The organism is Moraxella sp. CTOTU47616, assembly GCF_032017465.1.
Lineage (GTDB): Bacteria > Pseudomonadota > Gammaproteobacteria > Pseudomonadales > Moraxellaceae > Faucicola > Faucicola tetraodonis.
Map to the genome: position 1 here is coordinate 168,005 of NZ_DALZPU010000001.1, position 19,996 is coordinate 188,000.

Consider the following 19,996-nt stretch of genomic DNA (forward strand, 5'->3'; position numbering starts at 1 on the left):
CATTACATTAATTCAGCGATGATAAATTTAAATCGCTGAATTAATGATAATGATTATTAGCATTTAGGCACGTTGGCTCAGTGCGTGCACGGCAGGTAGCGATTTACCTTCCACAAATTCTAAGAACGCCCCGCCCCCTGTTGATGTGTAGCTTACTTTATCGGCGACCTTGTATTTGTCAATCGCAGCGAGCGTATCACCACCACCTGCAATGCTAAAGCCTGCACTTGCTGCGACTGCTTCACTAACGATTTTGGTACCTTCCCCAAATTTATCGACTTCAAATACGCCGACAGGTCCATTCCATAAGATGGTTTTGGCATTTTTAATCGCATCGGCAAGTTTCGCCGCACTGTTTGCACTAATGTCTAGAATCATTTCATCATCTGCAATGGTATCGACCGATTTGGTTACGGCATCGGCAGATTCTAGCGAGCCCAAAAAATCATCAAAATCAATCTGTGATTTTTTGGCGACGACCACTTCGTCAGGTAGCAATACATGGGTTTCTTGCATAATGCTTTTCGCCGTTTCTACCATGTCCGCTTCATATAGCGATGCACCGACATTGGCACCTTTGGCTGCCAAGAATGTATTGGCAATACCACCACCCACAATGATTTGGTCACAGATTTTTGCCAATGATTTAAGCACATCCAATTTGGTAGAAACTTTCGAGCCACCAACAATCGCAAGCATTGGCTTGGCTGGGTTATCCAAAGCTTTGGCTAATGCATCAAGTTCTGCCGCTAATAACGGACCTGCACAAGCAGTTTTTGCTTTGGCGATAACGCCTTCTGTTGACGCTTCAGCCCGGTGAGCCGTACCGAAAGCATCCATCACAAATACATCACATAAAGCGGCATAGCGTTCAGATAAAGCCGCATCGTTTTTCTTTTCACCCGCATTAAAACGTACATTTTCCAGTAGCACAACTTCACCTGGGGCTACTGTCACATTATTTTGGACATAATCAGTTACTAATTTGACAGGCTTGCCAAGGGCATCGCCCAAATAATCTGCGACTGGCTGCAATGAATATTTGGCTTCAGGGTTTGAGGGATCTGGGCGACCTAGATGCGAACACACGATAGCCGCTGCGCCTTTATCTAAAGCCAACTGAATAGTGGGCAAGCTTGCTTTTAAGCGGGCATCATTGGCAATTTTGCCATCTTTTAACGGTACATTTAAATCTTCGCGAATTAAAACTGTTTTGCCAGAAACATCAATATCGTTTAAACGAGCAAATTGCATGGATTAACCTCTAAGTTAACAATAGGATGGTGACCCGTAGGGGTTGATAAAACGTCGTCACATGACAACAAAAATTCAATAAAAAATACGCGTAGATTAGCATATTTTGAGTATTTTTAACATTATTGATGCTATCAACTAACATTGATGCTATCAACTAATGCTGGGCACGGCGATAACACGGTATTACTACTATATTACTACTTTATTAAGAAGGGTGTTGATGATAAGCTTATAATAACAACAACATGAATGCAGCCCTGCGTTCAATATTTTATTCTAAAATTGGAGGCTTTATGGTTGATCTTGACAAAGCAAAACAACGATTACTTGATTTAAAGCAAGAATACCAAACTCGCGTGCATAAAATCCAACATGATATGCAAAATCCTGATACGGATATGACCCAAGATTGGGACGACCAAGCGGTGATTAATGAGCAAAACGATGTACGTAAAAACTTGCTAGTCGAAGCCAAGCAAAACCTTGAATTGGTGAATAATGCCTTACTTCGTATCGAAAATGGTACTTACGGTATTTGCACCGTGAGCGGTGAAGAAATCGAGCCCGCGCGCTTAGAAGCGGTACCCTTTGCCACCACTTGTATGAAACACGCTAAATAGCTTGTCAAATACGCCAAATAGCTGATTTTGGTATTTTTTCACCCATAAAAAAGCAAGGATAGTTATCCTTGCTCTTTTATCAAAAAATCAGTCAGTAAATTGCGACTTGTTTAGGTGAATCGGCGCATGCTTAAGTTAGCAATTATGTTTTCTGCATCGTTCCAGCGGGTTTTTGAATCACTTGCACCGAGTAATACGACAATGGCTGGACGATTACCGACATTGGTTTCAAATAAAACACAGTTGCCTGCTTCACGAATATACCCTGTTTTTGACAAACCAATATTATATAACCCATCACGCACCATGTAATTGGTACTGCGAGCGGCTACGGTTCGAAACCCCGAATTGATATTATATACACCGAACTGACGGCTAGGCGTAGTACTAAACTGGGTGACTAAGTTCATCTTTTGTGCATAACGGGCAAGAATTGCCAAATCACGCGGTGATGCCACATTACGAGAGTCTAGACCTGATGGGTCATAAAAATGGGTTTGCGTCATCCCCAATTCACGCGCTTTTTGGTTCATACGGCTGATGAAATTGTCATAGCCCATAGGGTCAGTACGTGCTAATGCTTTAGCCGCGGGATTTTCTGATTTCATCATCATCATCAGTAGCATTTCAGCACGATTAAGCTGATCGCCAACTTTTAGACGGTCACTACCCGATTGCTTTGGGGTTTTAAAATCTAATGAACTAATCGTCAATGTTTCGCTCATGTTAGCGCCTGATTCCGCTACCACCACAGCCGTCATCAATTTACTAATTGACGCAATCGGACGGGCGATATCAGCATTTTTTTCATAAATGGTATTGCCCGTTAACGCATCCACTACCAAAGCACCTTTGGAATTGGCGAAATAGCTGCCCGAAGCCCGCGTGCTATCTTGGGACCAAGCAGGATTGTAGCTATCATCCTCACTGTATGCATTGTTATAGCTATTATAATTACCGCTATTAAAACTTGTCGTCTGTGGCGTGCTGTTATACATGATGGCACGGGCTTTGTCTAAACTACCCTGCCCACCCCAACTAACTTTAGCTTGGCTACCTGTCTGCATATTTAATTCAGCATTACTTTGTACGCCAACCAGTGCAATGACAGCACCTAACAACGTTTTCTTTAACAATGTTTTCATTTCAACACTCTCAATCAAATCATGGTTAACTTGCTGTTGGATAAAGCATACAGTTACCAAAACTACCAATATATTTACGAAAAACAGATGAACAACGATACCTTAAGCCTAATAGCCATTAAAATCAAGCTGTTAAAAGTTACAAAATCTAACAAGAATAACGGATTGATTACGCAAGACTGATTTAAATTTACGATGAGTAGTTTAGCACAGTACAAATGTTACGCATGTAAAAAAGTAAAAAAAGCGTTTAGCTAATACAATAATAAAACCATAAGTAACAATAGGTTAAGATATCTTTTAATAAAAAAGCTGACATATTACTATGCCAGCTAATTTATAATTTAACGATGATTTATGGTTTGAAACTGTCTTTTAAGGTCACAATACGGTTAAACACCAAATGCTCTGGTGAATAATCTTTACTATCTGCCACAAAAAACCCTTCGCGTTCAAATTGAAAACGCTCGCCTGCATTGACTTGTGATAAAGAAGGCTCGACAATGGCATCTACTTCACGTAGTGAATTGGGATTAATCTCTGCGGCTAAATTATTGATGTCAATTTTGGCGGGGTCTTCTTGGTTAAACAGCTGCTCATACAGACGGACTTTGGCAGGTTTGCCCAAGCTTGCCGACACCCAATGTATCACACCTTTAACCTTACGACCTTCTGGATTGTTGCCCAACGTTTTTGGGTCAATAGTCGCTGTTAACCCCACTACTTCACCTTTGTCATCGGTGATGTGATCCTCAATCTTTAACACATAGCTATTGCGTAAGCGAATTTCTGGGTTTTGCGGTGACAAACGTTTATAGCCTTCAGGCGGCGTGATTTCAAAATCCCCTTTATCAATATAAATTTCTTTGGTAAAAGGAATGTCACGCATACCTTGGCTGTCATCATGGCTATTTTTAGGCTGGGTCAACCATAAAACCCCATTGTCGAGTTTAGTTTTTACACTGTCTTTTTTAAGTGCTTCAACATTGGCAACCGCTTCATCAAAATTGGTAATGGTCACTTTTAGTGGGCTTAGCACCGCCATGGAACGATTCACATGCTCTAATGAGTTACGGATACTAAACTCGAGTAAGCCAAAATCGACCACACCGTCTGACTTGCTGACGCCTACACGGTCACAAAAATCCCGCAAGCCTTCAGGGGTATAACCACGGCGGCGCATACCGGCAATCGTCGGCATACGCGGATCGTCCCAACCGCTCACCAAGTCATCTTCAACCAGTTTTTTGAGTTTGCGTTTACTGGTCAAAATGTGGTTTACGTTTAGGCGTGCAAATTCATATTGGTGTGGTTCTTTGTCAAAGCCCACTTTATCTACCACCCAATCATAAAACGGACGGTGGTCTTCAAATTCTAGGGTACAAATCGAATGCGTAATACCTTCGATTGCATCTGACAACGGGTGAGCATAATCGTACATGGGATAAATACACCAATCATCGCCTGTTTGGTGATGCGCTTGGTGCATGACACGGTACAAAATCGGATCGCGCATATTCATATTGGGGCTTGCCATGTCGATTTTGGCACGAAGCACCGCTTCACCATTGCCATATTTGCCTGATTTCATATCGTCAAAGCGTTGCAAATTCTCTTCAACACTGGCATCACGGTAAGGTGAATTTTTACCTGCTTGACCAAAATTGCCGCGGTTTTCACGAATATCCTCAGGACTTTGCAAATCAACATAGGCATCGCCTTGTTTGATTAATTTCACCGCCCAATCATATAACTGAGCAAAATAACTGGACGCATAGCGCGCTTCGCCTGCCCAATCAAAACCGAGCCATTTGACATCATCTTTGATATTATCGACAAACTCCTGATCTTCAGCATCAGGATTGGTGTCATCAAACCGTAGGTTACACAGCCCTGCAAACTCCTTGGCAAGCCCAAAGTTGAGACAAATAGATTTGACATGACCCAAATGTAAGTAGCCATTGGGCTCAGGTGGAAAACGGGTCACAATCTGGCTATATTTTTGCGAAGCAAGGTCATCGCGTACGATCGCACGGATAAAGTCATTTTTTTCACTATTGGTTGCTGTATCGTCGGTTTTTGTATTTTTGTCGGTCGTCGCCGTCATTTGGTTGCCCCTTACCTATTACAAAAATGGTGAACTAATCTGCCATTCTAGCAGTTTTTTGACATTGAAAAAACTTAAATGAATTTAATTGAAACATTTAATTTTGCCAACTTTGCAAACTAAATACTGACTTTTTGATTGAAAATCGCTAGGATAGCCACAACAATTGCAAGATACGTTTTTTTAACCATAAAAACCATTAGGAGCACACAATGGATATGCCATACGTAGAATTAGAAACCACCATGGGTAACATCGTTATCGAACTCAATCAAGAAAAAGCCCCCAACACCGTGGCAAACTTCTTAGAATACGTCAAATCAGGTCATTATGATGGCACGATTTTTCACCGCGTCATTGACGGTTTTATGATTCAAGGTGGTGGTATGGACGCCAACATGAAAGAAAAATCTACCAATGCCCCAATCCAAAACGAAGCGGATAATGGTTTAAAAAATGAAGTCGGCACGATTGCGATGGCTCGTACTTCTGACCCACATTCAGCGACTGCGCAATTTTTTATCAATGTAAAAGACAATAGTTTCCTAAACTTTTCTGGCAAAAACCCACAAGGCTGGGGTTATGCCGTGTTTGGTAAAGTGACTGAAGGCATGGACATTGTCAATAAAATCAAAGGTGTACCAACTGGTAAATACGGTTTCCACGCTGATGTGCCAACCACGCCTGTGGTGATTACCCATGCAAAAGTAATTGAGAAATAATTTTTTTGTATGCAAAGTTTTGCAGATTTGGTCACCGATAATCCCTCCGCCATTACGCAGGTTATTATCAGTGACTTACATTTGAGCATGAATGAGCCTGCCACTAATCCTTTAGGGCAGGCTTTTTTAGATTTTTTAGATAAACTGGCTTTATTGCCCAACCTAAAACAGTTTTTTATTCTCGGTGATTGGTTTGAAGCTTGGCTAGGGGATGATGTTGCCGATACAGATACCCTAATAGATGCGCTTCAACCGATTATAGCAAAGCTCAAAACATTATCCGATAAAAACTGCCAGATTTTTGTCATGCATGGTAATCGGGATTTTCTGCTTGGGCAGCAATTTTGCAACAAGTTTGGCGGGCAATTGATTTTTGAGCCGTTTTATTTGACATTAAATGGCAAAAAAGTTCGCCTAGAACATGGCGATGCGCTGTGCAGCGATGATAAAGGTTACCAACGCTTTCGCAAAATCATCCAACATCCTATCAGTAAAAAAATTTTGCTCGCGCTACCCATCAAAAAACGCCAACAAATCGCGCAAGATTTACGCCAAAAAAGCAAAACTGATAATGCCAAAAAATCCCTGCAAATCATGGATGTCAATGAACACGCCGTCAAACAAGCCTTGCAAAAAGCCGATATACTGATGCATGGGCATACTCACCGCCCTGCTATTCATCAAATTGGCGATAAGAAACGGTTGGTGCTCGGCGATTGGCGGATTAGAGATAATCAGGTACTTGCTGAAATTTGTCTTATTGATGAAACCTCGATTATCTTATTACCACTTTAGTCATCTTTAAAATTTTTTGACTATTAATAGAGGCTCTTTTGAAGTCCTGCTTCAATGAGTCTATTTCTGATTTCGTCAAGTGATTTTGGTTTTTTGAAATGCCCGAGTTCACCGCTTGTGAGGTATTCGAGAGGAAAGTGAAATTCATTTTGCCACCATTGAGCTAAATCAGGATGTTTAAGCTGAATTAATTGTATCATTTTTTGGGTTGGAACAATATCAAAAAAAGGTAATTGATAGCCAGTTAATACAACTGCTTGAATTACCTTACCGCCCATTGTTTCTATATAGCCTTTAAGTCCTGCTAATGTCCCACCCATCGCCACTGTATCATCAACGATTAAGTATTCTCGACCACGTTCAACTTCGCCAGTAAAAATAGCTTGTCTGACGATTCGCTCATAAGCACTAGCCTTAGTATGGTTCGCTTTTACAGCTTGTACGATATCAAAGGTGATGGGCAGATTTAACTCATTGGCAAGAATTTGACCAAATACCATTGGAAGTCTATTATTTCCCAAAAATTCTATCGCTAATACAGGAGCGATAATAGGAGATTTTCCTTGTAAGCAATGCTTGATACTTGCTATATCCTTTTGTGTCATCAATTGAGTTAAAAGTTTAATAGCGGATAATTCATTACCCGATTTGGCTTGTATATACAGATCTTCATCGAGGTTTTTCAATGTATTTAAAGCATATAACACCAAAATGGGTGGAAAATCCACCCAAGTTGTTCTTTTAGCATATATACTATCCATGATATTGCTTAAACAACCGCTTTTACAGCTCGAATCACCGCATCAGTGGTGATGTTAAAGTATGGGAACAAGTCTTTGGCAGGGGCAGACTCACCAAAGGTGGTCATACCCACGACTTTACCATCAAGCCCTACAAACTTGTACCAATAATCGATATGGCTGGCTTCAACCGCCACACGCGCACGCACTTGGGGTGGTAACACGCTGTCACGGTAGTTGATTTCTTGTTTGGCAAACACTTCAGCACACGGCATTGATACAACACGCACGCCCAAACCTTCGGCAGTCAACTCAGTATAAGCATTCATTGCAAGCTCAATCTCTGAACCTGTGGCGATGATGACGGCACGTAGCTCGCCTTGTTCTTTGGCTAGTACATAGCCACCTTTGGCAATATTGGCTACTTGCTCGATATCTCGCGCTTGGTGCGGTAGATTTTGACGGCTAAAAATCAGCGCGGATGGGGTTGATTTTGCCTTCAAGGCTTCTACCCATGCCACGGCTGACTCGACCGTATCACACGGGCGCCAAGTATGCAGGTTTGGGGTGGCACGCAGACTTGACAACTGCTCTACAGGTTGGTGAGTAGGTCCATCTTCACCCAGACCGATTGAGTCGTGAGTATAGACGTTAATAACACGTTGTTTCATTAAGGCTGACATACGCACCGCATTGCGCGCATATTCCATAAACATCAAGAACGTTGCCACATACGGAATAAACCCGCCATATAAGGCTATACCATTGGCAATCGCCGTCATACCAAATTCACGCACACCGTAGTGAATGTAGTTACCTGCCGCATCATCTTCGAGCGCCTTGGCATTTTTAAACCAAGTCAGATTTGACCCTGCCAAATCAGCAGAACCGCCCAGCAGCTCTGGCAATAATGGCTGTAAGGCATTGATTGAATTTTGGCTGGCTTTACGCGTTGCAATGTTTTCTGGGTTATTTTGACACGCCTTGATAAATTCCTGGGCTTGTGTCTCAAAATTTGCTGGCAAGTCACCATTCACACGGCGAAGCAATTCACTGGCAAGCTCTGGGTAAGCGTCTTTATAAGCATCAAATTCACTTTCCCATGATTGTTGTAGTGCTTGACCTTTAACTGTACAGTCCCACCCTTCATAAATATCGTCTGGAAGTTCAAAGGCTTCGTGATCCCACTTGAGTGCTTGACGGGTAAGCAAGATTTCATCCGCGCCAAGGGGTGCGCCATGTGAGGCCTCCAAGCCTTGCTTGTTGGGTGAACCTGCGCCAATCACGGTTTTACAGATGATGAGTGAGGGTTTATTTTTTTCAGCTATAGCATTTTGGGTCGCTTGGGTGATGGCATCGGTATCGTGACCGTCAACTTTTTGCACTTGCCAGCCATAAGCTTCAAAACGTTTTTGGGTGTCATCTGAGAACCAGCCTTCAACGTCACCATCAATCGAAATACCATTGTCATCATAATACACAACCAATTTGCCCAGCTGCAGCGTACCGGCTAATGAGCAAACTTCGTGCGAAATACCTTCCATCAAACAACCATCACCTAAAAAGCAATAGGTTTGGTGGTCGATGACTTGGTGACCATCTCGGTTAAATTGCGCGGCTAGGGTTTTTTCTGCAATCGCAAAACCTACGGCGTTGGCAATCCCTTGACCCAACGGACCTGTGGTAGTTTCCACACCTGCGGTATAGCCATATTCAGGGTGACCGGGGGTTTTAGAGTGCAATTGGCGGAAATTTTTGATATCCTCAATGCTAACGTCATACCCTGTCAAGTGCAGCAAAGCGTACTGCAGCATTGAGCCATGACCATTTGAAAGCACAAAACGGTCGCGATTTAGCCAATTTGGGTCGGTTGGATTGTGCTTTAAAAACTTACGCCATAACACTTCAGCGATATCTGCCATGCCCATCGGCGCGCCTGGATGTCCAGAATTGGCTTTTTGCACCGCTTCAAAAGCTAGGGTACGGATGGCGTTGGCAAGACGACGTTCAGAAATTGGGGTTGTCATTGGCTTTCCTATATTACAGAATTAGTTACAGAATTAATTACAGAATTAAATTTTGTCGTATGTAACATGCTAAAAATAAAACTGTGACAAATTTTATCACAGTTTTGGGTCATTTTTTTAGCTTTAACCGTTTAGTTTGCTCGGCTTTCAAATAAAAGCAAAATGGCAAAAGATGCAATTTTCTGCCAAATCACTTGTTAGCCGACAATTTTTGGTTCAAATTTTCTAAACGCTCAAGCGTGCCCACATCGACCCACGTCTCGCTCAGCAAATCCCCCATGACCAAACCCGCTTGCATGGCTTGTTTAAGTAGTGGCGCAAGGGGCGCAGTTTCACCTACCTTGACCGTATCCAATAATCTTGGTGACATCACACTAATCCCTGCAAAGGTATATTTTGGCGTACCATCTGCCTTGACCTTGCCATTTTCTAAGGCAAAATCGCCAGTTGGGTTATGCGTCGCTTGGTCGGTGAGTAGCAAATAAACCTGGGAATCGTTTAACTGAAGCTGGCTTAGTTGAGCAAAATCAAAAGGCGTCCACACATCCCCATTGACTAAAATAAATGGCTGGTCTTTTAATTTACCAGTAGCCAAAGCCAGCTTGATACCGCCTGCTGTCTCAAGCGGTTCTTCTGGCTCAATCGACCAATGAATGGTGACACCGTATTGACTGCCATCCCCGATTGCATTTAGCAGTTTGTCCGCAAGCCATGATACATTGATGGTGATATCGGTGATACCCGCTTGTTTGAGTGCTTTGATATGCCACACGATAAGCGGTTGCCCGCCGACTTCGACAAGTGGTTTTGGCGTGGTCAAGGTTAAAGGGCGCAGCCGAGTGCCTTTACCCGCGGATAAAATCATGGCTTGGGTGATGGTGGTTGACATGGGGTTTTATCCTTGGATTTTTTGATGAAAAGCAGGTTCAACGACGGCGGTCATCCAATCAGCAAATTTATCAAAAGTATGATGCTCATCGCATTGGGTGATAGCTTTTAGACAAGTTAATAAATCATTGAAAACTTTAGGCAAATTTGTCAAATAACGGTCTTTGCCATCTCGCTCGAACAAACGTACAAAAATTCCCAATACCTTAAGATGACGCTGCATACTCATGATATTAAAATCCACGGTAAACTCTGCCAAGCTTTTATCAATTTGCGCCAATTGGTGATAATAAGCCAGATGCGTGTTGACCCATGTTTCATCATAATTGATATAGGCATCTCGCAATAAAGACGCCAAATCATAGGTATAGGCACCGATGACAGCATCTTGAAAATCAATCACGCCCAACTCATCGCTATGATTTAATACCATCAAATTACGGCTGTGAAAATCACGGTGCACCACCACTTGAGGCTGCGCGATGACTTGCTGGATAATATCAGACTGCAAATCTTGCCACAGCATCTCTAACTCTGGGTTCATCGTCACGCCGATATAAGGTAAGAACCACTCGCTAAACAACCCCATTTCTCGGCACAGCAAGGCATCATCGTAACTTGGGATAACGGCTTTGGCATCATTGATATCAATTTTTTGAATCGCCAAAATTTCCTGCATTGCCTGCTGATAATAGCGCGCAGTTTTTGCCAGCTCGCCTGCATCCGTTAAATCCTTGGCAATGACATCGGCAAAATCCGTATTTCCCAAATCCTCAAGAACGATAAAACCTTGCTGTTCATCCGTGGCAATCATTTTTGGCACATGCACATGACCTGCCATTAAATTGTCCACGGCGATAAATTCTTTCACCGATTCTTTTGCTGGCGGCGCATCCATCACGATATAATGTTGATTGTCGACGGTTAAGCGATGATAGCTGCGAAAGCTGGCATCACCAGGTATTTTTTCATGCTGCAATGACTGATTTGGAAAAACTTGGGTCAACCAAATGTGCAGCTGTTGTTGACGTGACTGTTGTTCACATGGCTCGGTATTTGATGGCAAAGCTGGGCTATCGAAAGGGTGTTGATTAGTAGGTTGTGCGGCAGGATGGTTCATAAGATGGGCTTACTCAATAAAAATAAGTTATGCTACCGAAAATCTGCGTATCTCTCAAGTGGCGTCTATCATGTTTGCAATTTTAAACATCTTTTGCAATAGTATATTGATGAAGCTAGTGATATGATGTGAAGGTTTTTATATTGCGTCTTTGGTAAATGTCTAATGAAAAAATCTGTGAAATTGTCGCCTATTTCGTCAACTTCTAATCGTTTAACTTCACATTCGTCTTTGCCAACCCAGCCTACACGCCTGCATCAATCATTACACCAAATTTATCGACATACCAACGTTTTAGCGATGACGCTTGGTGCGATGTTTACTACTTTGTATTCAACCTCAGCGCTTGCGGTGTTGCCGACAACCGCCGTTACGGAATCGACTGATACAGCGGCAGCACAAAGCACAGCACCTCAAAACATTGAGTCACAGAATATTGAGACACAAAGCACTGAATCACAAAGTATTGAAAAACAAAACCTTGATACCTCAGCTGCAAAGCCCGATACCGATAGTAGTATCGCCACCACAGCAGACAGCGTTACTACTGTCGATGTAACCACCAATCAAGGTATCACACCGATTAGCGCGCCTGACATCAAACCAAACTCTGCGCGTACTCGACTCAACTTTACCCCAAATCAACAGCAGCAAGCCAGTCTAGATAAGCTCAAAACCTTTTATCAACCCAAAACCCCGCAAACCACGGACGATACTAGCGCCACGGTTGCTAATTCAAATGCTAATCCAAATTTACTGAACTCGCTCACGCCTGATAGTCAACAGTCAGGTGCTCAAGCAAATACGCAATCAAAAGCAGTCACCCGAAAAGACGCCATGTGTCATGGCAACTGGGTATATCCCACTTCGACCATCTATCAACAACAGGCATTAGCGGCAGCTGCTACCGACCAACCCAATAGCAGCTTCCCAATTTATGCCTCGGCTGACTATGGGTATTATGACAATGAAAATTACGCTGAATTGTCAGGCGATGTGCAAATCAATCAAGGTCGTCAGCAAATCTCTGCCGATAAAGTGGTCGTTAACGTGCAAGATGGCATTGCGGCCGCTCAAGGTAATGTTTTGTTGGTCGATGCCGCGCAAAGTGCCCAATCGACAGACGGTAACCCACGTGTAAGCCTTAAAGATAGCCCAAAAGGGGGGCTGATTACCGTTGCCGATGAACTGGCGTACCAAACTGATAGCAGCAAAGCAACCGCCAAAGATGTGGCGTTTGCCAGCGTGCCACTACAAGCGTATGGTTATGCCAAACGGCTTAATAAGGTCGATGAAAGCCGCGTTGAAATTGACGATGTCATGTTTACCACCTGTGCGCCTGACAATCCGACTTGGCAAATCAATGCCAAAAACATCGATATCAATACCGACACGGGTCGCGGTGAAGCCTATAATGCCACGTTAAAAGTCAAAAACACCCCGGTATTGTACCTGCCGTATTTTAACTTTCCGATTGACGATCGCCGCACCAGTGGTTTTTTGTTACCACGCGGCGGCTTTAGTACGGAAGGGAGTTTTAATGTACAGTTACCTTATTACTTTAATCTAGCGCCAAATTACGATGCCACTGTCACGCCAACCATTTTTACTGATCGCAATCCGATGTTGACAGGTGAGTTCCGCTATCTGACAGAAAAATTTGGTTATGGTAGCTTGACAGGCTCTTATCTGCCAAACGACAAACAATATAATGATGAAGACCGTAAGCGCTTTTATTATAATCATCATTGGCAGTCAAAAGATATCCCTAACCTATCCATTGACGCGCTATACCAGTATGTCTCAGATCCTAAATTCTTAAACGATTTTGAGACATTGGGTGACGAAACCGTTCAATTAAATTTACCGCGCCGCATTCAAGCCAATTATTACAATGACTATTTGACTGCCCTTGCCAAGATTGAGACCTTTCAAACCCTGGATCGTAATTTAACCAATTCAGACAAAATCTTGGATAAAGACAAACCGTATGACCGTCTGCCGCAGTTATCGGTCAAATATCGTGTGCCTTGGGTAACCCAATTTGATTTGACGGGTATCAGCGATTTTGCTTATTTTAAACGCCCAATCGATGATGGCTCTGCACCTGAGCAAAGCGGTGGCAGACTGTATAACAAACTCACTGCCGCCTACCCAATGACGCGAACTTGGGGATACGTGACCCCGTCAGTGAGTTTACAGCACCTTTATACCCAATTTGACCAAGAATCAGCTGATGCCAATGGACTGGATGAAAATAGCAAAAGCCAATCTATTTTTGTACCGCAGTTTAGTATTGACAGTGGCTTAAATTTCTTTAAAGCAGGTACCCCATTTGGTAAATTTGATGACTCCTTGGGCGGCTATCAGTTATTAAGCCCGCGCCTAAAATATGTGTACTCGCCTTATAAAGACCAGACTGATGTACCCAACTTTAATACCCGTTTGGCATCGCTCAATTTTTCGCAATTGTATGAAGATTCATGGTTTTTGGGATATGATCGCCTGCCCGACAACAACCATTTAACCCCTTCATTAAATTATCGCTATATTGATCGCAATGGTTTGACTCGCTTGGATGCTAGCGTGGGTAAACAAATTTATTTGAGTGATATTCGGGTACATCTTGACAATACTGATGATGGGTTAAAAATTGACAATACCGGTACCGTCTTTGAGGTAAGCACCCAACCGCGTCAAGATTTTTGGGTGGATTTAGATGGCTCGGTTGATGACAACGCGGATTTAAACTATATCAATACCCAATTTCGTTATGCGCCAACTTACAATAGCCTTTATAACTTAGGGTATATCAAACGCAATGAGAGTAGATTTGGACAAAAAGCCCTCTCTGCTTTCACAGGCTCTACTGTTTTACCTATTAATGATAATTGGCAGTTTTTAGGGGCTGTCCAATACGATAATGAGAAGAGTCGTTTTAGTGATGTGTTGGCGGGCTTTACTTATGATAGCTGTTGTTATGGCTTATCGATTTATGCTCGCCGTTATTATGATGAATTAAGTGATAAAGACAGTGCTGACCACGCCATCATGGCAGAAATTAGCTTAAATGGGTTATCCAATAAAGGTGATGGTCGACTGGCTAGCTTGATGCGTAATCGGGTATTGGGTTATGACCCTAAATACTAAACGCCTTTTACGCAAAAAACTGCCTAAAACTTGAGGTTTTTTAGGATTTATTATCATACAGACATACGCCAGCAAATATTATTGTATAAAATGACCCAAACTTAGCAACATCTAAATCTAAGAAATTTGATGTAAGAAACTTGGTGAAAGACCAGCCATTTTATTGAAATTGTTTTGCCCTAATTTTTTGAGTGATCAAATTTACTTTTTTTATTTTTTGGTTTTTATTTTAAGGATACATGCCATGAACCATGCTGTCATGCATAATTTACCCAATTTTCACCGTAACACCCTATCTGCTCTCACTAGCGCTTTGATATATGGCGCACTATTGGTTATGCCAACATTGAACGCGCAAGCCGTGACTGCAACAGCTAAAACTAATACGACTAGCAGCAAAACGACGGTGGAATCTAGCAAAAAATCTAACACCAAACCTGCGACACAAACCACAAGCAAATCAACCAAAGCTGTAACAGCAAACAAAACCACCAACGCTGCCAAATCAGTCAAAGCTGACACCAAAGCCAGCGTGTCAAAACCTACCACTCAAAAAACTGCACCGGCTGTCTCTCAACCTGCGCCCGTAGCACCAGAGGTCGCTAATTCATCAGCCAAGCCAGCGCCTGTCGTCACTAACAGCTCGCAAGATCAGGTCATTGATGGCGTGATTGCTATTGTCAACGACACCCCTATTTTACGCAGCCAGTTGGATCGCGCGGTTGCTCAAGCTTCTGCACAGCTTCAAGCGCAAAATAAAGCTGTACCACCCGCACAGCAACTTTATCCGCAAGTATTGGATCAGCTAATTACTAAGCAAATCCAACTTGATATCATCAAACGCCAAGGACTGCAAGCTGAAGAGAGCGCAGTGAATGCTGCGTTGACCAATTTGGCGCAACAAAATGGGGTCGCAAGCCTTGCTGAATTCCAGCAAAAACTTGACGCCCAGCGCGCAGGTAGTTACCAAGCATTGCGTCAAAAAGTCAGTGAAGACTTGACGATACAAACCTTGCAGCAGCAGCAACTTGCTAGCCGCATCAAAATCTCCGATCAAGATGTCGATAACTTCTTAAAATCACCAGAGAGCAACGCTTTAGAAAAATCACAATATCGCACCTTACATATTCGTGTGCCTTTTGAAGCCGATGCTGCAGGTAAAACCAGCGACAAACAAAAAAAACAAGCGCTGACTGTAGCCACCCAAATTGCCAAAAACTTGCAAGCTGAGAATGCCAATATTGAGCAAATCATGACTGACGCGCAAACCAACTATAACGCGCAAATTCAAGGGGGCGATATGGGCTACCACGTCGCGGCAGAGTTACCGACAGAACTGTCAAAAAACATCACCGCCCTTGAAGTCGGGCAAGTCACCAACCCGATTGCCACAGCAGAAGGTTATAACGTGATTAAACTGGTCGATAAACGCGGCGGTCAGCAAAAAATCATCGATCAATGGCATACCCGCCATATTTTAATCAGCCCGTCAACTGCCCTACCCGCTGACATGGCAAAACAGCAGATCGACACTATCTATGAAAAACTGCGTCAAGGTGAGGACTTCGCTACTTTAGCAAGCACCTACTCAAAAGACCCAGGAAGCGCCAGCAACGGCGGCGATTTGGGCTGGGTCAGTGAAGGTGATATGGTACCAAGCTTTGAAGCAATGATGAAAAAAACGTCGGTAAATGACTATTCTGTGCCCTTTCAATCACAATTTGGCTGGCATATTCTTAAAGTCGATGAAAAACGCCAGAAAGATGTGAGTGATGTCTATCGTAAAAACATGGCTCGTGAAATTCTATACCAACGTATGGCACCGCAAGCGCTAGATGATTGGATGCAGGATTTAAGAGCCCAAGCTTACGTTAAAATTATGCAATAATTTAGCTTGCACAAAAAAGGCAGTATGATTGATTAACACACTGCCTTTTTTTATGAGAATTAATCCATGAAGATCAGCGTTGCCATTCTACCTGTTGCAGGTAGTTGATGCTGGGTTTGCCGACGATACGAATAAAATCGTGCATCACCATGGCTATCTAAACCACTTTTATGCACCTGATGAATGCCACAAGCCTTGAGCTGTAATTCTGCTATTGCAGGCAAATCGGCAAAATAATGACCGACCTTATCAGCATTTGGCTGAAACAACTGAGTAGCGACAACCTCAGATACGTTTAACACTGATAACACCGCATCTTTGACACGACTATCCACTTCATAGCTTGATTGTGCGATGCTAGCGCCTATCCAAGCTTGCCACCCACGAGTGACCTTGTGCATTTCAGCAGGCGCATTGTCCCCCGCTGCAAAATCAAACTGGTGTACCATTTTTTGCACGGTCTTTGCAATGATATCTTTGCTAAGACCTTGCCAGCCAGCGTGAATCGCGGCAATCAGCTTGTTATCATCTGCTGCATCGGTCGCTATCATGACAGGTACACAATCTGCTGTCATAATCGCTAAGGCAACGTTAGGCAAACGAGTGATATGCGCATCGGCCGATATCGCTGCTGTGCCAATTTTATCGGTAACCTGATAAACGTCATTACCATGGATTTGATTAAGCCAATGAATGCTGTTTAATACGGGATGATAGTGTTGCAAGGATTGCAGCAAGTGCGCACGATGTTGATGCACCTGCATGCTATCATCCCCTACATGCAAGCCTAGATTGAATTGACCGTACATAGCATTCAAACTAGACTGCCCCACTGAATCATTGCTTGACTTGCTTGAATTACTTGACTTTCTTGGCAGGGACTCAGAGCCAGATAGGGTTTGAACCACGGTTACCCCTTGCTTCGGTGCTTGGGTAAGTTCAATCCAGTGTGAGTGCTTATCTGTCATTATTGGGCTCTTAGTTATTAGTCTCTTAGGTATTAGGCTATAAGTTGGCTTGTGAATGCTTTGTCGATTAAAACGCATCGCCCGGCACATACACCTCACCCGCCATCAGACGGCGCGCTGAACGGCTCATAGACACTTTTTTGGCTTGCCATTTGCCATCCACTTGCGAGGACTCACCCCCGACCAGTAGCGTGCCTGATGGGTGACCAAAGCGTACTTCAGACAACGCTTTGCCACCGGCCGCTTGGTTGACTAGCGTACCTTTAATGGTCGCTGCGGTGCCAATCGCAACCGAGGCTGTACCCATCATGGCATGGTGCAGTTGACCCATACTCATCGCGCGGGCAAGCAAATCAATATCGCCTGCCTTGACTGCTTTGCCACTAGAGGCGGTATAATCAGCGGGTGGCGCAACCCAAGCAATTTTTGGGGTATGCTGACGGGTTTGAGCTTCTGTTAACGCTGCAATTAGTCCCATTTTAACTGCGCCATGGGCACGGATTTTTTCAAGCTTCGCCAAAATTTCTTGGTTACTGTTGATGTCTTTTTGCAGCTCAGCGCCCGTAAAACCCAAGTCTTTGGCATTTAAAAAAATCGTTGGGATTCCCGCATTGATCATCGTGACGTCAAATTCACCGATTTCAGGTATAGTAAGTTTGTCAATCAAGTTGCCCGTCGGGAACATATCGCCATCGCTATCCACAGGGTCGATAAATTCAATTTTGACTTCGGCTGCTGGGAAAGTCACACCATCTAGCTCAAAATCGCCCGTTTCTTGCACCTGACCATCGGCCATGGGTACATGCGCGATGATGGTTTTGCTGATATTCTGCTGCCAAATTCGGACTTCACAAATGCCATTTTGGGGCACTTTACTGGCATCCACCAACCCATTGGCAATCGCAAATGAACCGACCGCAGCGGTTAAGTTTCCACAGTTGCCCGACCAATCAATCATCGCTTTGTCAATGGCGACCTGACCGAATAAATAATTCACATCATGATCGGCAACGTCTGTTTTTGACAAAATCACCACTTTGGAGGTTGATGATGAGCCATTTCCCAAACCGTCAATTTGCTTACCATACGGATCTGGACTACCCACCACCCGCAGTAAAAAATTATCTCGGGCTTCCCCTGGGGTTTGGCAGCGTTCAGGTAGGTCATCAAGCTTGAAAAAAGTACCTTTTGATGTACCACCGCGCATATAGGTAGCTTTAACAGCGATTTGTGGGGCAAAATTAGCCATGTTCATATCCTTATGGTGGCAGGCAGAGAATTGACGCATCAATTTGTTTTATGTTTAGTCACATTACTACATCAAAAAGATGATAAAACAAATTGATGACTGGGTGATATACGTTAAACACGTCATTTATCAGTGGCTTACGTTAGTATTGCTCGTTTTTTTCTTCAATGGTTAATTTTACATTGGTGTCGGTTGGGACTTTTTCATGCGATATTGACTTGGTCGATTTGTCTGTACTTGTGCTAGCCGTTGTCTTAGTAGCGGTTGATTTGGTATCAGCATTTGAGGTGGTTGACTCAGATTTTTTCACCGATTTTTTATCCGCGCTATCTGATGCTGTGTTTTTCTTGTCTGATGTGGTGGTCACGTCAGTCTTGGTTTTTTCGCTGTCGTTTTTTTCACTGTTGGTTTTTGGTTTTTCTGGCGTTTGTTTCTTGACAGGTTTGGTCGTTGAATTTTGGCTGTTGTTGGCCGCGACACTGGGTCTGCTAGTCACAGGCGGTAGAACAGGTATGGCGCCTGCCGAAGAACCGGCTAAGGGCGTATTAGATGGTTGGGTCAGCGTTTGCGCTAATGCCGAATTTGCCATAATCTCACCGACTAGCCCAATCACATCGTCGCCTGTTGTGCTATTGACTTGGTAATTGGCGCCACTGGCTGATAGGCCAAACCCAACATTGTTTGCCACCAACGTGCTATTTTGTAGTTGATACCCACGCGACGTGATTTGCTCGGCGGCGACTGGCATTTTTAGACGGGTATAAATTTTATCCGCGTTATCGAGCTGCGCTTGAGGCATATTAAACGACACCGTCGCTTGGCATTTACCATTGCTACCATTCACACTTTCTAGGTTGATTGCCACTTGCGACAAGCCATTTTGCAAGATAGTCATATCAACAATCGTCCCTGCTTGCTGCTGGATGATGTCAGACTGTTTTTTGGCTTGCTGGTCAATGCGATTGACCAGATAACTGTGAATGGCACCAGTTGCCTTCTCATTGTTACAGGCAATATCAGACGTTTCAATTGGCTTTTGCTCACTGCTTGCAGTACTGCCAGTTTGCTCGTCTTTTTGCTCATTGCGACTACATCCCACGACGGTTAAGGCAAAACACGCCAACAATAACGGCGTAAGCATTTTTTTTGACAACGTATTTTGTGGGAAAATCATAGACATAAGGCACCTTTCACGCAGAATTTATTACCATGCCATTATAAAGCAAAGTTTTGCAAATTGGCTAGTTGTTCACTATTATTTATAATAAAATTTAGTTGTAATAATTTTTAGTAGTCATAAAATTTTATTGTCTATTGCGA

Annotated in this window: 15 protein-coding genes; 5 read left to right on the plus strand and 10 right to left on the minus strand. The window is 43.3% G+C overall.

Annotation, left to right across the window (positions count from 1 at the left end):
- Nucleotides 1–63: 63 nt before the first annotated feature.
- Entirely contained in the window at nt 64–1,254 is a 1,191-nt protein-coding gene (locus RTS10_RS00690; protein WP_312538731.1) for a phosphoglycerate kinase, read from the minus strand.
- 296 nt (nt 1,255–1,550) lie between these two features.
- Between RTS10_RS00690 and RTS10_RS00695 the strand changes: the two genes are divergently transcribed.
- On the plus strand, nt 1,551–1,877 hold the full coding sequence (locus RTS10_RS00695; protein WP_138019235.1) for a TraR/DksA family transcriptional regulator: 327 nt from the start codon (nt 1,551–1,553) through the stop codon (nt 1,875–1,877).
- 110 nt (nt 1,878–1,987) lie between these two features.
- Here RTS10_RS00695 and RTS10_RS00700 read toward each other — a convergent pair whose 3' ends face one another.
- On the minus strand, nt 1,988–3,022 hold the full coding sequence (locus RTS10_RS00700; protein WP_219331209.1) for a D-alanyl-D-alanine carboxypeptidase family protein: 1,035 nt from the start codon (nt 3,020–3,022) through the stop codon (nt 1,988–1,990).
- Between the two features lie 355 nt (nt 3,023–3,377).
- Nucleotides 3,378–5,129 carry a glutamine--tRNA ligase/YqeY domain fusion protein gene (locus tag RTS10_RS00705; RefSeq protein ID WP_312538732.1) on the minus strand — a complete coding sequence of 584 codons (1,752 nt, stop codon included), beginning with the start codon at nt 5,127–5,129 and terminating at the stop codon, nt 3,378–3,380.
- 212 nt (nt 5,130–5,341) lie between these two features.
- On the opposite strand from RTS10_RS00705, the gene RTS10_RS00710 reads away from it, so the two are divergent.
- Together RTS10_RS00710 and RTS10_RS00715 are read left to right on the plus strand one after the other, a co-directional pair.
- Nucleotides 5,342–5,851 (plus strand): peptidylprolyl isomerase, encoded by a 510-nt coding sequence (locus RTS10_RS00710; protein WP_036593522.1) that lies wholly within the window; start codon nt 5,342–5,344, stop codon nt 5,849–5,851.
- Between the two features lie 9 nt (nt 5,852–5,860).
- A complete protein-coding gene (locus RTS10_RS00715; protein WP_312538733.1) occupies nt 5,861–6,646 on the plus strand; it encodes a UDP-2,3-diacylglucosamine diphosphatase in 786 nt (261 codons plus the stop codon).
- Between the two features lie 23 nt (nt 6,647–6,669).
- On the opposite strand, the gene RTS10_RS00720 is transcribed toward RTS10_RS00715, so the two are convergent.
- From RTS10_RS00720 to RTS10_RS00735, 4 genes are all read right to left on the minus strand, one after another.
- A complete protein-coding gene (locus RTS10_RS00720; RefSeq protein ID WP_083106203.1) occupies nt 6,670–7,407 on the minus strand; it encodes a phosphoribosyltransferase in 738 nt (245 codons plus the stop codon).
- 8 nt (nt 7,408–7,415) lie between these two features.
- Nucleotides 7,416–9,413 carry a transketolase gene (gene tkt, locus RTS10_RS00725; RefSeq protein ID WP_060994992.1) on the minus strand — a complete coding sequence of 666 codons (1,998 nt, stop codon included), beginning with the start codon at nt 9,411–9,413 and terminating at the stop codon, nt 7,416–7,418.
- 190 nt (nt 9,414–9,603) lie between these two features.
- Nucleotides 9,604–10,302, minus strand: a complete 699-nt coding sequence (gene murU / locus RTS10_RS00730) for an N-acetylmuramate alpha-1-phosphate uridylyltransferase MurU (RefSeq protein ID WP_312538735.1) — start codon at nt 10,300–10,302, stop codon at nt 9,604–9,606.
- A gap of 6 nt (nt 10,303–10,308) precedes the next feature.
- Entirely contained in the window at nt 10,309–11,421 is a 1,113-nt protein-coding gene (locus tag RTS10_RS00735) for an aminoglycoside phosphotransferase family protein (protein ID WP_312538736.1), read from the minus strand.
- 165 nt (nt 11,422–11,586) lie between these two features.
- Here RTS10_RS00735 and RTS10_RS00740 point away from each other — a divergent pair, with 165 nt between their 5' ends.
- The gene (locus RTS10_RS00740) at nt 11,587–14,571 is read left to right on the plus strand and encodes an LPS-assembly protein LptD (RefSeq protein WP_312538738.1); all 2,985 of its coding nucleotides are present in this window, start codon (nt 11,587–11,589) and stop codon (nt 14,569–14,571) included.
- Between the two features lie 244 nt (nt 14,572–14,815).
- A complete protein-coding gene (locus tag RTS10_RS00745; RefSeq protein ID WP_312538739.1) occupies nt 14,816–16,459 on the plus strand; it encodes a peptidylprolyl isomerase in 1,644 nt (547 codons plus the stop codon).
- A 59-nt stretch (nt 16,460–16,518) separates the two neighbouring features.
- Here the strand turns inward: RTS10_RS00745 and pgeF are convergent, their stop codons facing one another.
- The 3 genes from pgeF to RTS10_RS00760 all read right to left on the minus strand — a co-directional run bounded on the left by pgeF (nt 16,519) and on the right by RTS10_RS00760 (nt 19,856).
- Nucleotides 16,519–17,427, minus strand: a complete 909-nt coding sequence (gene pgeF, locus RTS10_RS00750) for a peptidoglycan editing factor PgeF (protein ID WP_312538740.1) — start codon at nt 17,425–17,427, stop codon at nt 16,519–16,521.
- Nucleotides 17,428–17,494: 67 nt separating this feature from the next.
- The gene (gene prpF / locus RTS10_RS00755; protein WP_409455565.1) at nt 17,495–18,676 is read right to left on the minus strand and encodes a 2-methylaconitate cis-trans isomerase PrpF; all 1,182 of its coding nucleotides are present in this window, start codon (nt 18,674–18,676) and stop codon (nt 17,495–17,497) included.
- A gap of 142 nt (nt 18,677–18,818) precedes the next feature.
- On the minus strand, nt 18,819–19,856 hold the full coding sequence (locus RTS10_RS00760) for a hypothetical protein (protein WP_312538744.1): 1,038 nt from the start codon (nt 19,854–19,856) through the stop codon (nt 18,819–18,821).
- Between the last annotated feature and the right edge of the window lie 140 nt (nt 19,857–19,996).